A 14,657-nucleotide genomic window follows, 5' to 3' on the forward strand; every position below is an offset into this window, starting at 1 on the left:
GGCTACCCTTGAGCAACGAAGTTTTCGTCAAAGAACCTGTACCAGTTTCCCCCCATGATACCGGCCACCTCGTCATCGCTGAGGCCGGTTGCACGTAATCCCGTTTCGATATTTCCAAAGTCCCGGTTATCCCGAAACCAGGCTGGCATCGGGGGGAAGCCTGGGTTGCTGGCCGACCCCTCGCCATAGTCAATTTCCTTGGTCCAGCGTCCGACCCGCATCCATTCGACCACGCTGTCAGGCTGATCCTGACACAAATCGGTGCCGATCCCGAGATGTTCCACGCCGTATTTCTCGGCCGCTCGGGCGATCATCTCGCAAAAGCTGGCCAGCGTGCAGGCCGACTTGTCCTTTAAGTGATGAGGATAGACCGAAAATCCCAGCATCCCACCGTTTTCAGTCACTGCCTGGATCACCGCTTCGCGCTTGTTACGCAAGGCAGGGGCCCACTCGTGCGGGTTTGCGTGCGTGATTGCGATCGGGCGCTCGGACAATTCAGCCGCTTCGATGGTAGAACGATCCGCCGAGTGGCTCATATCAACAACAAGCCCAACACGGTTCATCTCTTTGATCACTTGCCGACCCATACGAGTAATGCCGGTGTCTTCGGATTCATAGCAGCCCGTGGCCAGCAGGGACTGATTGTTGTAAGTCAGCTGCATGAACCGCGCACCTAGCGTGTGCACGATTTCGACCAACCCGATGTCGTCCTCGATGGGCGACGGGTTCTGAAAACCAAAGAACACCGCCGTGCGACCGGTTTCCCGCGCCTTGTCGATGTCGCTGGCCCATTGGCCCTTCATGATCAGATCCGGGTATTGCTCGAACCACCTGTTCCACTTTTCGAAGTTCAGAACGGTTTCGCGGAAATTTTCATGATAGGAGATGGTGACATGGATTGCGTCCACGCCACCTTCCCGCAACTGCCGAAAGATCTTCTCGGACCAATTGGCGTATTGCAGCCCGTCGATCCGCATCAGATCGGCTTTCCGGCACTGATATATGCAGTTTTTACTGTCGTGTAGAACTCGGCTGCAGCTTTGCCCTGTTCACGTGGCCCGTAAGAGCTGTCGCCACGACCACCGAACGGGACATGGTAATCTGTGCCAGCGGTGGGCAGGTTCACGGTCACAACGCCGGTACGCGCGTTGCGGCGGAAATGGGTGGCGCGGGCCAGGCTTTGCGTGACGATACCCGAAGTCAGGCCGAAATTGGTGTCGTTGACGGTGGCAAGTGCCTCATCATAGCTGCCAACTTTGATGACCGAAGTCAACGGCGCAAACATCTCTTCACGGTTGATGCGCATGTCGTTGGTGGTGTTCAGGAACACGCCGGGGCTCATGTAATAGCCGTCTTGGGGCATGTCCAAACGCTGTCCGCCGCAAGCCAGTTCTGCGCCCTCGGACTTGCCCTGATCGACATATGCAAGGTTCTCGGCCAGTTGCTGAGCGCTGACAACGGGGCCCATCTGAGTCCCCTCCTCCAGTGCATGGCCCACTTTCATCGCCTGCGCACCGGCCACCAGTTTTTCCACGAATGCATCATGAACAGCTTCATGAATCACGAGCCGGGAAGATGCGGTGCATTTCTGGCCGGTACCTCCGAAGGCACCACCAAGTGCAAGTGAGACCGCAAGATCGAGATCGGCGTCGTCCATAACAGCCAGAGCGTTTTTTGATCCCATTTCCATCTGCACTTTTGTCAGGTTCTGAATGGCAGCAGCGGCGATACCCTTGCCAACCGGAACCGACCCAGTAAATGAGATGGCGTTGACCTTGGGGCTTTCCACCAATCGCTGTCCGATGGAACGGCCTGACCCCATGACAAGGCTGAATAAGCCCTTGGGAATGTCTTGACGGTTGATAATTTCGGTCAGGGCCACGGCCGAGGCCGGAGTTATATTGGCAGGCTTCCAAACCACCGCATTGCCATAGCATAGCGCCGGGGCAATCTTCCAAGAAGCGGTGGCGGTCGGAAAATTCCACGGGCTGATCACGGCGACAACGCCAACAGCCTCACGCCGTACATCAACTTCAATATCTGGGCGTACGGAATCGGCGTTCTCACCGATCTGGCGGAGACACTCGGCGGCGTAATATGTGAAGAACTGCCCGGCGCGGAAGACCTCGCCTTTACCTTCCGCCAGCGGCTTGCCCTCTTCGCGGCTGAGCAGGGTACCCAGTTCCTCGGCGCGGGCCATCAGTTCATTGCCGATGTTCATCAGCACCGCCTGCTTGCGCTCTAGCCCATACGCTGCCCATTCGGCCTGCGCCACACGTGCCTGATCCAGCGTCGCCTCAAGCTGGTCCGCACTGGCCTGCGCAAAGTTGCCGATCAGGTCGCTCAGATCTGAAGGATTGCGGTTTTCAATTTCGCTTTCGCCAGCCAGCCATTCGCCGGCGATCAGGTTCAGGTTGGTCACGATAAGCCCCAGTTCAAAGAAAGTTGGGGGCAGAATGGACTTTGCAACCAATATCAGTCAAACTCAAACAACTTAACTTTACTTCAGTAAAATTGAAATATGGCCATCAAGATCGAAATGCTGCGCTGCTTTTGCGCTGTTGCACAAACGGGAAATCTGTCTGAGGCGGCTGACCGTTTGGGACGCACTCAATCAGCGGTTTCAATGACCCTAAAACAGTTCGAGAGCCAATTGGGGAAAAAGCTGTTTGTAGGAGAACGCAAGAACCACCTGTCCGCCTTGGGAGAGCAAGTGTTTGAAATGGCCTTAAAACAGGTGCGTCAGTTTGATCAGACTGTGCAATCCATCGAAACGGCTGCCGATGCTTCCAATGGCCAAATCCGAATTGCATCAGTTCCTTCAGTAGCTGCGTTGATTTTTCCTTCGGTGCTCGAGCACATGACCCAGCGATTTCCCGGGCTCAAGGTTGAGCTAAGGGACACGGATTCCCAACAAGTGCTGGATGCCCTTGCCGAGGGAAAGGCCGACATTGGAATCGCCTCAGGGCTTCACCCGATGAAAGGCATCAAGGCAATCCCATTGTTCGAAGATAGGTTTGGGCTCGTTTGCGCTTCTGACCACCCGCTCATAACAAGAACCGAGCCACCGACCGTAAAGGATGTGATCGCGTCCTCATTTGTCCGAAATGCACTTTGTGATCTGATCCAGACACCCAGTTTCGTGCAAGCAGTTGAAGATGCCGATGTCACTATTCACAACACGCATTCTCTCGTGACCATGGTTAGAACTGGAAAGTGGGTTACAATCCTACCCCAAACGGTTGCACGCTTCATCCCCGAAAGCACTGCGTTTCGAGAGCTGGCGGATCTGCCCGACAAACGCCAGGTTTTTTTGTACGTCAAAGACAGATCACGATTCAAAGACCTGACAGATGCGTGCAGCAACTTTATCTTGAATAGCAAGTTGGTCTGAATATCCGGGCATACAGTTACGGGCTTCCGCTTTATTGACCATCTCAGCGCGCCAAGATCCAACAACTCTGATGGTAAATCCGATCAGAGATGCGTCGTCATGCGATATCCCGGGGCAAAATATAGCTTGGCATATGTAACCGGCGCGCCGCGCAGCCATGTTATGCGTTCAGCGGTAAAAATCGGGTCCCCTAATGGCGCGTCCAAAAACTCGGCAATTTCGCCGTTCGCTTTGGTCGCCAAAAAACTCAACTCCAGATTGGTAAAAGGCACTCTCTTGACCAACCAGTCATTGGGTCCCGATTGCTCGAAGGACTCATCCAAAACTTCTGGCACTACATCTGTGACGATCCATCTAACTTCGAACTGAAAAGGAGCGTTGTCTGCGTAATGCATACAGCGCAGGTGCAGAACGTCTTGACCTCGTTTCAAATCCAGACGGGCGGCAAGCCAGGAAGGCGCCGCCTGCACTTGTTTATCCACCAAGGTATATCGATAGGCCGCACCGGTCGCTGCAATCTCATCCCGGACCAAGGGGATTGAAAACTGGGCCTTTCTGATCGGCGAATTCAGTACTCTTGTTCCTGCCTTGCGCTTTCTTTCAAGGTAACCTTCCTCGGCAAGCTCCCTCAATGCTCTGTTGACGGTTGTCCGGGTGCTGGAGAACTCAGTCGCCAGATCTGTCTCACTTGGCAGGATCGAGTCCGGGGACCAAACGCCGGTTTGAATTCTGTCCAGAACCACCTGCTTGATGTCCCGGTAGCTCATGTTTTCATGAGTTCTTCCCATGGCGTGTCCCGATGTATTAAATTGGAATTAACAAGCTTAAATATACACATAAACTTGCAACGGTGAAACCAACTACATCACCCCTGGCCAGCGCATCGAAAAAAATACGCGGTGCGCAACTGTTTCATCGGCGTACCGCAAAGCATCACGCAGCCTCAAGCAGCTCTGAAATCGCTGATTTGTAGCGCGTCACAATTGCATCGTGGTCCTTATGGCGCCCACCCTGCACTACATGGCGACCCGCCGACCACGTGTCTGTTACAACATCGTCCGGTGCGACAAAACACAGCCCATCAAGTAGTTGGGCATCCATTAGGGCGCAAAGGGCGGGGTGGTTGCGATCAATGGCGACGAGATCGGCGAATTTGCCAACTTCAATTGTGCCCGCATCGCGACCAAGCGCCTGCGCCCCACCCAAGGCCGCACCAGCATAGAGCGTTTGCCCGGTAGAGCCCTCTCCCGCCACCAGAACATTGCGCCCCATGTCACGTAGACGCTGGGAATACTCCAAGGTGCGCAATTCTTCGGTCAGAGAGATACGGACATTCGAGTCCGATCCCAATCCAAAGGCTCCGTTATGTTTCAGATAGGTCGGCCCGTTGAATGGACCATCGCCCAGATTGGCTTCGGTGATCGGGCATAGCCCTGCGATTGCACCGCTTTTAGCCATGGCAATAGTTTCAGCCTCGGTCATGTGTGTCGCGTGGATCAGACACCAACGCGAGTCAACGCCCACATTGTCCAACAACCAGGCCACTGGGCGCTGGCCAAGCTTGGCTTCGACATCGGCCACTTCCTTGAGCTGCTCTGAGATGTGGATATGAACCGGCCCTTGCGGCACTGCCAGCAGCGCCTGCGCCAGATCATCCGGTGAGGTGCCACGCAGTGAATGCGGAGCTATACCGACCTGCGCATCGTCAGGCAGGTAAGGCAGATTGGTTTTACACGCATCCACCAATGACAAGAAACGATCCACGTCATTGGAAAACCGAAGTTGGCCACCCGTCAACGGCTCCTGATTCACGCCTCCATAGGTGTAGAGGACAGGCAGATGGGTCAGGCCGATGCCAGTTTGGCGCGAAGCTGCGAAAACACGATCGCTCAACTCGGACAATTTGGCATAGGGGCTGCCACCCGGTTGATGGTGGACATAGTGAAACTCGCCTACCGAGGCGTATCCGGCTTCCTGCATTTCCATGAAAACCATTGCGGCGATGGCTTCAAAATGCTCCGGCGTTAGGTGATCCAGGAACCGATACATCAGTTCGCGCCAGGTCCAGAAACTTTCTTTTCCTGCCTTCCGAAATTCAGTCATTCCAGCCATGGCCCGCTGAAAACTATGGCTGTGCAGGTTTGCAAGGGATGGCAGCAGGACATTAACGGAATAGTCAGCCGAATCTTGTGAAACACCCTCTTCGATTTCGGCAATCCTCCCATCGACGGACGTAACACGGCAATTTTTCAGCCAGGTTTGCCCCGAGAACGCGTGTTTAGCGTGAATTTTCATTTCCATCTCATTATGTGTAGACTTTTTAACTTAAAGGGTATACTAGATTTCAAAAAATGCAACTTCGGAAAAGAACCTCATGACAGGGAAAACGATTCTTTGCGGCGCGAGGATTGCGACCCAGGCGGACGAACAAACGCCTTATGGGTTGATTGATGATGGCACCCTTGTGATGTCAGGCGAGCGGATTGAATGGGTCGGGTCAAAGAACGACCTTCCCGACGAGTATTCGGCCTTCGACGCAGAAGATCTGGACGGCCGCCTTGTGACACCGGGTTTGATCGACTGCCATACGCATGTCATTTTTGGCGGGGATCGGGCCCAGGAATTCGAAATGCGCCTGAATGGGGCGGGATATGAGGAAATCGCCCGCGCCGGAGGAGGCATCAATTCTACGGTTCACGCCACGCGGGATTCCAGCCTGGAACAATTGATCGAAAGTGCCTTGCCTCGTGTTGACGCGCTAATAGCCGAGGGTTTGACGACAATCGAAATCAAATCCGGTTATGGGCTAGAGCGGGAAACCGAGCTGAACATGCTGCGCGCCGCACGAGAGATCGGCAAGCGGCGCTCGGTTACAGTTCTCACCACCTATCTTGGTGCCCATGCAACGCCGCCGGAATACAAAGTTCGCGATGACGCCTATATCGATGAAGTGGTTATTCCGACCTTGCATGCCGCCCATTCAGAAGGATTGGTGGATGCAGTCGACGGGTTTTGCGAGGGCATCGCCTTTCAACCCAAGCAGATCGCACGGGTCTTTGACGCCGCAAAGGCGCTGAACCTACCGGTAAAGCTACATGCCGAGCAGCTCTCAAATCTGGGTGGCGCCAAGCTGGCAGCGTCCTACGATGCACTGTCTGCGGATCACATCGAATATCTCGACGAAGATGGCGTAGCCGCGATGGCTCTGGCTGGCACTACAGGCGTGATCCTGCCAGGCGCCTTCTACACATTACGCGAAACGCAACATCCGCCGGTGGATCTTTTGCGCAATCATCAGGTGCCGATGGCGTTGGCGACCGATTGCAATCCGGGTTCGTCGCCATTGACGTCTCTTCTATTGACCATGAATATGGGCTGCACACTATTTCGTATGACCCCCGAAGAAGCACATGCGGGTGTCACCCGCAATGCCGCCCGCGCCCTTGGTCTGAAAGACCGTGGTGTCATCGCCGCTGGTCAGCGGGCTGATTTGGCAATCTGGGATGTCAAACATCCTGCTGAGCTTTCTTACCGGATCGGATTCAACCCCCTTCACAAACGCATTTTTGGAGGTCAAGCGTGAGCACTCTCACATTGGTTCCCGGGCAGACCATTCTGCCGCAGCTTGAAAATATCTACTGGAATGAAGCTTCTGCAAAGCTCGATGCGTCTTGCCGCCCAGCAGTTGAAATGGCAGCGGACCGCATTGCCGCTGCCGCTGCCGGTACGATGCCTGTTTATGGTGTGAATACCGGGTTCGGCAAACTGGCCAGCCTGAAGATCGAGGCAGAAGATACTGCCACCCTGCAACGCAATCTGATCCTGAGCCATTGCTGTGGTGTCGGCGAAGCGATGCCGCGCCGGCTGGTCCGATTGATGATGTCCCTGAAGCTTCTGAGCTTTGGCCGTGGCGCGTCGGGCGTACGCTGGGAGCTTGTCGAGCTTTTGCAGGGCATGCTGGAAAAAGGGGTTACTCCAGTTGTTCCCGCCCAAGGGTCGGTTGGCGCGTCAGGCGATCTGGCACCGTTGTCACATATGACCGCCGTCGTGATCGGCGAGGGCGAGGCAGAATACAAAGGTGAGATTCTGCCGGGGTCCGAAGCGCTGTCAAAGGCGGGGCTGTCCCCAATCGAATTGGGTCCCAAAGAAGGATTGGCCTTTATAAACGGCACGCAGTTTTCGACGGCCTATGCACTTGCAGGCTTGTTTGAAGTATGGCGTTCATCACAAAACGCGCTGGTGATCTCGGCATTGTCGACAGACGCCATCATGGGATCCACCGCTCCGTTGCAGCCCGAAATTCATACGCTGCGCGGACACCGCGGACAGATTGAGGCAGCAAATGCGATGCGCGCGATCCTGGCCCAATCCGAGATCCGCGAAAGTCACCGCGAAGGGGATACGCGCGTTCAGGATCCCTATTGTATCCGGTGCCAACCACAAGTGACCGGCGCGGCGATGGACGTGCTGCGTCAGGCCGCCGCAACACTACTGACCGAAGCCAACGCGGCTACGGACAATCCGCTGGTTCTGACCGAGACGGGCATGATTGTTTCTGGTGGCAACTTCCATGCAGAGCCAGTCGGCTTTGCCGCTGATATGATTGCTTTAGCACTGTCCGAAATTGGCGCGATCTCGCAGCGGCGTATCGCACTGATGGTCGACCCAACGCTCAGCTTCGACCTGCCACCGTTCCTGACACCCAATCCGGGTTTGAACTCCGGACTGATGATCGCCGAGGTCACTACCGCCGCGCTGATGAGTGAAAACAAACATCTGGCCAACCCTTGCGTAACAGACAGCACACCCACTTCGGCCAATCAGGAAGACCACGTTTCGATGGCGGCCCATGGCGCGCGGCGCCTGACACGTATGGTTGAGAACCTGAATAATATCCTTGGCGTTGAACTTCTCTGCTCGGCGCGCGGCGTTGAATTCAGGGCTCCGCTGAAAACCAGCCCGCTCCTGCAAAAGTCCATTGCGCGTCTTCGCGAGGATGTCTCAAGCCTGCAGGAAGACCGGTATATGGCTCATGACCTGAAGGCCGCGAAAGAGCTGGTCGCATCGGGTGCATTGCTGGAGGCGTTGAGCGCCACTCTACCGGAACTCGCATAATGCAAGTTTTTGACGTAATACAAGGTGATAGCCCCATTGTTTTGGGCCAGCCGCATGGCGGAACCCATGTACCCGACGCTATCGCTGCGCGGTTCAATGCGACGGGCGGCGGTCTGGCTGACACGGACTGGCATATCGCACGGCTCTATGATGGCCTGCTACCGGGTGCCACAGTAGTGGCGTCCAACGTGCATCGCTATGTGATTGATGCCAATCGCGATCCGGCTGGTGTGTCGTTGTACCCGGGTCAGAATACCACGACGCTGGTTCCCCTGACGGATTTCGATGGGCAGGCGATCTGGACCAAGGGGCAGGAACCTTCTGTAGACGAAATCGAGGCACGTCGCGTCGCATACCACGCGCCTTACCACAATGCGCTGCAGGCCGAGCTAGAGCGGGTTCGGGCCAAACATGGGGTGGCGATCCTGTTTGATTGCCACTCAATCCAATCAAACATCCCGTTCCTGTTCGAAGGTGAACTGCCGATTTTCAACACCGGCACAAACCTGGGCACAACCTGCGCACCAGAAATTGAGACCGCAGTGGATTCAATTGCGCAGTCATCTGGCTTGGGCGCTGTGCTGAACGGGCGCTTCAAGGGGGGCTGGACAACGCGCCACTATGGCCAGCCCGATACCGGCATTCACGCCATCCAGATGGAAATCTCGCAACGGGCTTACATGCACGAAGCCCCTCCGTGGGCGTGGGATGACGCCCGAGCCGCAGTATCCCGACCGCATCTGCAAAAGATGCTTGAGACCCTCAACAACCTCGCCCTCTCAGGCGTCATTTTTCCCGAAGGGAGTAAACAATGAGCGATCCTCGAAAGAATAGCCGCGACGTGTACCCACCAACCGGGACGAAACTGAATGCAAAAAGCTGGTTGACCGAAGCTCCGATGCGGATGCTGATGAACAACCTGCATCCGGACGTTGCTGAGAACCCGCACGAGTTGGTAGTTTATGGCGGTATTGGCCGTGCGGCGCGGACCTGGAAAGACTTCGACATGATCGTCGACAGCCTCAAGGACCTGGAAGAGGACGAAACGCTGGTGGTGCAATCGGGCAAGCCGGTTGCCATCGTAAAGACCCACAAGGATGCGCCTCGCGTTTTGATCGCCAACTCAAACTTGGTGCCGCACTGGGCCAACTGGGATCATTTCAACGAGTTGGATAAGAAAGGCTTGGCCATGTATGGCCAGATGACTGCCGGGTCTTGGATTTATATCGGCAGCCAGGGCATCGTTCAGGGCACGTATGAAACCTTCATGGAAGCCGGTCGCCAGCACTATGGCGGCAATCTGAAAGGGCGCTGGATTCTGACTGGCGGCCTGGGTGGCATGGGCGGCGCGCAGCCTCTGGCCGCCGTAATGGCTGGTGCTTGCTGTCTGGCCGTCGAGTGTGATGAGAAAAGCGCCGACTTCCGCCTGCGCACCCGTTATGTTGACGAGAAAACCCATAGCCTGGACGAAGCGCTAGAGATGATCGACCGCTGGACCAAAGCGGGCGAAGCCAAGTCCGTGGCGCTAATCGGCAACGCCGCCGACATTTTCCCGGAAATCTACAAGCGCGGCATTAAGCCAGATATCGTGACCGACCAGACCTCGGCCCACGACCCAGTTAACGGCTATTTGCCGCAAGGCTGGACAGTTGCCGAGTGGCGCTCCAAGGCTGAAACCGCCCCGAAAGAAGTTGAACGCGCCGCGCGCGCTTCGATGAAAGTACAGGTCGAAGCAATGGTTGCATTCCACAATGATGGCGTGCCCACCGTCGACTATGGCAACAACATTCGCCAGATGGCGCTGGAGGAAGGTCTGGAAGACGCGTTTGCCTTTCCCGGGTTTGTTCCGGCCTACATCCGCCCGCTGTTCTGCCGTGGTATCGGGCCGTTCCGCTGGGCAGCACTGTCAGGTGATCCGGAAGACATCTACAAGACAGACCAGAAGGTCAAAGAACTGCTGCCAGACAACAAACACCTGCACAATTGGCTGGATATGGCGCGCGAGCGTATCGAATTCCAAGGGCTGCCCGCACGTATCTGCTGGGTCGGTTTGGGTGATCGTCATCGCCTGGGTCTTGCCTTCAACGAAATGGTCAAAAATGGTGAGTTGAGCGCGCCTGTCGTAATTGGGCGGGACCATCTGGATTCAGGGTCTGTCGCCTCACCCAACCGAGAAACCGAAGCCATGATGGACGGTTCGGACGCCGTATCCGACTGGCCGCTGTTGAATGCGTTGGTAAACACTGCCTCGGGCGCCACCTGGGTATCGCTGCACCACGGCGGCGGGGTCGGTATGGGCTTCTCACAGCACGCAGGCGTTGTGATATGCGCAGATGGCACCGACGATGCGGCCAAACGCCTTGAACGCGTGCTGTGGAACGATCCCGCTTCGGGCGTCTGGCGCCATGCCGACGCGGGATACGAAAGCGCCAAGGACTGCGCCCGCGAGCATGGTCTACGCCTTCCTGGCATTCTCGGCTGATCAAGCCAAATCTGCAAAACTGCATCTCGGCCTGCATCATTGAAGGCCGAGACCTCATTGAGCATCTAAAACACTGTGCTAAATAACTTCGGTTGTGGCGGGAATAACGCGGGGCAAACCCCGGTGGTTCAGACCTCCGGCTATGTTTTGGCCAATCACACATTTTTGCCGCGGAGTCAGGCTCTGCTTTTCTTTGGCTCAATTGTCGGTATGACGGTGTGGGATGAATCGTTGGGCGAATACCGGAACCACAAGGAAATCTGGCAATGTCGAATAAAGAAACACTGACAATTCTCGCATGTCAGATTCAAATTCCGCAAACAAACTCGGCACAGGAACGAGACGAACATCTGTCGCAGTCCACGAAATGGGTGAGCGACGAACTTGCGGCCCGGCCAGCGGACCTTGTTGTGTTACCAGAATTATCGAGTATCGATTATTCCCGCGCGGCGTTTTCGCGCCTGGACGAAATTGCCGAACCTCTGGACGGCGCGTCATTCCAGGCGTGGCGAAGTGTGGCACAAGAATTCCGCGTTTTTTTGTCGTACAGCTTTGCGCGTCGAGGCGCGGACGGCAACTACATCTCTGTTGCCGTTGTAGGACCGGACGGCAATCTTGTCGGGCATTACGACAAGCTTCATCTAGCCCAATATGGCGCTTCGATGGAAAAAGAGTATTTTGAACGCGGAACGCATCTGCTGACATATGAAGTCCGCGGTTTTAGGATCGCCCCGATCATTTGCTATGATATCCGCATTCCCGAGCTTTGCCGTACTCTGGCCGTTGAAAAGGGTGTTGATCTCATCACGCATTGCGGCGCCTACTACCGAGACGAATCCTTCCACACGTGGCACTCTTTCGCGACCACAAGAGCGCTTGAGAACCAAGTATTCCTGCTATCTCTCAACCGTGCCGGGGAACAATATGGCAATTCCCTGTTCTGCTGGCCCTGGATGGACGAAAACAAAGGCCCCGTTACCTTTCCCCAGCATGAAGAAGCTTTTAAATACATTGTGTTAGATCGTGATGACTTGAATCAAGCCCGCTCGAACTATTCCTTCTTAAAAGATCGGCTAGAAGACTATAGTGGTCTTTCAACCTTGGATGTTTCGCGTGCTCTGAACTCAAGTTGACGAAAATGCCTGTGTTAGCGCCTTTGGCTAGCACAACAACAAAGAGCAGGCTTTGGTATGATCTCGTTCAAAGGTGCGCACGTCCCACAGGACACGATCCAGTATGCCGTGTACTTTTGCCTTCGGTACACTGTATTCTATCGTGATCTGAATGAGATCATGGCGAAAAGGGGCATGCAGGTTGACCACGCCACACTTAATTAGTGGTTTGTGAAATATTCGCCGATGATCGCATCGCGCACGCAATCAAAGAAACGCCCAACGCTGAAGTCTTTGAGCTTGGACGAAACCTGTCTGCGTGTGCGTGGCTAGTGGATGTATCTCTATTGAGCGGCGCGAATGCAGCAGGTATCCGAGAAGTAGACAAGATCCTAAAGCAGTTCGGTTGCTGAGCCAAAGTACAGTCAATCAGGCCCAAAACATTGAGCAACATAAACGAACAGTATCACCAATTTATCAACGGCGCGCCCGACACACGTGCGATCTCAAGTCTTTCGGATCTGCATCCGCTACTCTGGCTTGTATTGCGGTCGCTAATATGATCCCAAATAAGAAATTTGATACGCTGCAGACCTCTGGATTTCGCCAATTTGCTGAAGACGCAGGATAGCTGTATCTACCGAGCGGACGTTTCCGACCTTTCTAGAGATTTGCAACACAACCATACTGACCCTCCCGGGGTTATGAAACTTGAGATTGCTGCACTATTTTATTTTCATCTGCCGACACATTGTCACTGACACAGCCCCCTGAAATCAGGCCATTGAGGTGTTGGTGATCCATCCGAACACAGGATGGACTATGAAACGCAGATTTAGCGGCGAACAGTGCATTGGGATAATCAAGGAATACAAGGCAGGTGTGAAAGCACAAAGAACTGTGCCGCAGAAACGGAGCCAGCGATGCAACATACTACAGATAAAAAGCCCAGTTTGACGGCTTGAACGTGTCCGACGCAAGGAATTTGCGCGCGCTAGAATGTGGCGCAAGTGCATCGGCGAATGAGAACAGTCGCCTGAAACGGATGCTGGCAGATGCTATGCTGGACAATGCTGCGCTCAAGGATCTCGCGACAAAACTACTAACGACCGATGTCAAACAGCGGGCTGTGTCGGATGTGAAGAACCGACACGGCTATCGACGTTTAGGCATCCTGTTGGCGAGAGAAGACCTTGAGGTGAACCACAAGAGACTGTTCCGACTCTGTCGCAAGGAGGCGCTAATGGTGCATCGCAGACGATCTCGTAAACGCGCCGCGGGTACGCGCAGGCCTATTCTGGTGCCGGATAGGGCCAATCGACGGTGGTCGTTGGACTTTGTGTCCGATGCCCTCGAAGACGGCCAGCGGTTCCGCGTGTTGTGCATCGCGGATGATTACACGCGGGAAGCTCTGGCAACAGTCGTTGATCGCTCCTTGTCAGGCGCGCGGATGACGCGTGAACTGGATGAACTGGTCCGTCGGCGCGGCCAGCCAGATTTGATCGATTCAGATAATGGAACTGAAATGAAACCTCATGCTATTCTCAGGTGGCGCCAGGATACTGGTGTCGGCTGGCACTATATCGCGCCTGGGAATCCCACGCAGAATGCCTTTGTTGAGCCATTGAACGGGCGATTAAGATATGAATGCCTGAATGAGCACGTTTGAGGATCGACTACAACACACAACGACCACACACTTTGGACGTATCGCGGTTTGATGCCTCTCCTTTGATAGCATTTATTGCAGCAAAGGAGACGAACTATGGAACCGAAACGGACGGGCGAATTTCGTGCTGATGCGGTGCGGGTTGCACTGACGAGCTGGCTGGCACGCACACAAGTGGCTTCGGATTTGGATGTTGGCGTGTCGACGCTGAATAAGTGGGTCACGGACCATCGTGACGCAAACGTAGTGCCAGACAAGGATCTGGACTTTGGCCGCGAGAATGAACGGCTGCGGCGGGGAAACCGTATCCTGAAAGAGGAGAGGGATATTTTAAAGAAGGCCACGGTCTTCTTCGCGAGCCAAAAGCCATGAGGTTTAGGTTCATCAAACGGTATGGCCCGAATTCGCGGCCAACCGCCTTTGCCAGGTTCTGGATGTCCGCGAACGTGGTCTGCGCGCCTATCGCAGCCGACCTGCCAGTCAAAGGCAACGGACTAACATGGTTGTCCTGGCACACATCAAGGAACAATCCCGCCTCAGCCAGAGCAGTTATGACCGTCTGCGGATGACCGAAGAGCTGAAAGATCTGGGTCTGAACATAGGCCATCGCCGCGTTGGTAGGCTGATGCGTGAGATCCGCATACAGGTTGAAAGATCAAAGAAATACAAGGTGACGACCGATAGCAATCACGCCTTCAACATCGCGCCGAACCTGCTGAACCGGGACTTCCGCGCAGATCAGCCGAACCATAAGTGAGCTGGTGACATCAGCTATGTCTATGACGCGCTGATGGTTGTATCTGGCAGTGATCCTGGACCTGCATTCCCGGCGCGTCATCGGTTGGGCGGTCAGCAACAGGATGAAGCGTGATCTCACAATCCGGG

10 protein-coding genes and 3 pseudogenes are annotated in these 14,657 nt (G+C 55.0%); 9 read left to right on the forward strand and 4 right to left on the reverse strand.

Annotated features, from left to right (window positions below; translation table 11 throughout):
• Positions 1-2 precede the first annotated feature (2 nt).
• Both ACR0D7_RS17600 and ACR0D7_RS17605 read right to left on the reverse strand, forming a co-directional pair.
• Positions 3-977, reverse strand: a complete 975-nt coding sequence (locus ACR0D7_RS17600; RefSeq protein WP_480680188.1) for a membrane dipeptidase — start codon at positions 975-977, stop codon at positions 3-5.
• Complete coding sequence (locus ACR0D7_RS17605) at positions 977-2,422, reverse strand: aldehyde dehydrogenase family protein (RefSeq protein WP_480680189.1); 1,446 nt, start codon at positions 2,420-2,422, stop codon at positions 977-979. Before ACR0D7_RS17605 ends, ACR0D7_RS17600 begins: the two co-directional genes overlap by 1 nt.
• Before the next feature lie 117 nt (positions 2,423-2,539).
• On the opposite strand from ACR0D7_RS17605, the pseudogene ACR0D7_RS17610 reads away from it, so the two are divergent.
• A pseudogene (locus ACR0D7_RS17610) lies at positions 2,540-2,689 on the forward strand (LysR family transcriptional regulator); the annotation flags it as partial.
• Positions 2,690-2,722: 33 nt separating this feature from the next.
• Entirely contained in the window at positions 2,723-3,394 is a 672-nt protein-coding gene (locus ACR0D7_RS17615) for a LysR substrate-binding domain-containing protein (RefSeq protein WP_480680201.1), read from the forward strand.
• An 83-nt stretch (positions 3,395-3,477) separates the two neighbouring features.
• Here the strand turns inward: ACR0D7_RS17615 and ACR0D7_RS17620 are convergent, their stop codons facing one another.
• Positions 3,478-4,182, reverse strand: coding sequence for a GntR family transcriptional regulator (locus ACR0D7_RS17620; RefSeq protein ID WP_480680190.1), 705 nt, complete (start codon positions 4,180-4,182; stop codon positions 3,478-3,480).
• Positions 4,183-4,327: 145 nt separating this feature from the next.
• Positions 4,328-5,689 carry a formimidoylglutamate deiminase gene (locus ACR0D7_RS17625; RefSeq protein WP_480680191.1) on the reverse strand — a complete coding sequence of 454 codons (1,362 nt, stop codon included), beginning with the start codon at positions 5,687-5,689 and terminating at the stop codon, positions 4,328-4,330.
• A 79-nt stretch (positions 5,690-5,768) separates the two neighbouring features.
• Here ACR0D7_RS17625 and hutI point away from each other — a divergent pair, with 79 nt between their 5' ends.
• The 7 genes and pseudogenes from hutI to ACR0D7_RS17660 form a co-directional block, all read left to right on the forward strand.
• On the forward strand, positions 5,769-6,977 hold the full coding sequence (gene hutI / locus ACR0D7_RS17630) for an imidazolonepropionase (protein ID WP_480680193.1): 1,209 nt from the start codon (positions 5,769-5,771) through the stop codon (positions 6,975-6,977).
• Positions 6,974-8,509, forward strand: a complete 1,536-nt coding sequence (gene hutH, locus ACR0D7_RS17635) for a histidine ammonia-lyase (protein ID WP_480680195.1) — start codon at positions 6,974-6,976, stop codon at positions 8,507-8,509. Before hutI ends, hutH begins: the two co-directional genes overlap by 4 nt.
• A complete protein-coding gene (gene hutG, locus ACR0D7_RS17640; protein ID WP_480680197.1) occupies positions 8,509-9,324 on the forward strand; it encodes an N-formylglutamate deformylase in 816 nt (271 codons plus the stop codon). Before hutH ends, hutG begins: the two co-directional genes overlap by 1 nt.
• On the forward strand, positions 9,321-10,991 hold the full coding sequence (gene hutU, locus ACR0D7_RS17645; protein ID WP_480680198.1) for a urocanate hydratase: 1,671 nt from the start codon (positions 9,321-9,323) through the stop codon (positions 10,989-10,991). The genes hutG and hutU overlap by 4 nt, the downstream gene beginning before the upstream one ends.
• Before the next feature lie 266 nt (positions 10,992-11,257).
• Positions 11,258-12,124, forward strand: a complete 867-nt coding sequence (locus ACR0D7_RS17650) for a carbon-nitrogen hydrolase family protein (protein WP_480680199.1) — start codon at positions 11,258-11,260, stop codon at positions 12,122-12,124.
• Positions 12,125-12,925: 801 nt separating this feature from the next.
• Positions 12,926-13,804 (forward strand): annotated as a pseudogene (locus ACR0D7_RS17655) (DDE-type integrase/transposase/recombinase); the annotation flags it as partial.
• A 64-nt stretch (positions 13,805-13,868) separates the two neighbouring features.
• A pseudogene (locus tag ACR0D7_RS17660) lies at positions 13,869-14,657 on the forward strand (IS3 family transposase); the annotation flags it as partial.

Source organism: Ruegeria sp. BB7, assembly GCF_056539365.1.

Excerpts from the sequence above, each read along its gene's own strand:
- ACR0D7_RS17600 (WP_480680188.1), bottom strand. The coding sequence starts at position 977 with ATGCGGATCGACGGGCTGCAATACGCCAATTGGTCCGAGAAGATCTTT.
- ACR0D7_RS17615 (WP_480680201.1), top strand. The coding sequence starts at position 2,723 with ATGGCCTTAAAACAGGTGCGTCAGTTTGATCAGACTGTGCAATCCATC.
- ACR0D7_RS17620 (WP_480680190.1), bottom strand. The coding sequence starts at position 4,182 with ATGGGAAGAACTCATGAAAACATGAGCTACCGGGACATCAAGCAGGTG.
- ACR0D7_RS17625 (WP_480680191.1), bottom strand. The coding sequence starts at position 5,689 with ATGAAAATTCACGCTAAACACGCGTTCTCGGGGCAAACCTGGCTGAAA.
- hutI (WP_480680193.1), top strand. The coding sequence starts at position 5,769 with ATGACAGGGAAAACGATTCTTTGCGGCGCGAGGATTGCGACCCAGGCG.
- hutG (WP_480680197.1), top strand. The coding sequence starts at position 8,509 with ATGCAAGTTTTTGACGTAATACAAGGTGATAGCCCCATTGTTTTGGGC.
- hutU (WP_480680198.1), top strand. The coding sequence starts at position 9,321 with ATGAGCGATCCTCGAAAGAATAGCCGCGACGTGTACCCACCAACCGGG.
- ACR0D7_RS17650 (WP_480680199.1), top strand. The coding sequence starts at position 11,258 with ATGTCGAATAAAGAAACACTGACAATTCTCGCATGTCAGATTCAAATT.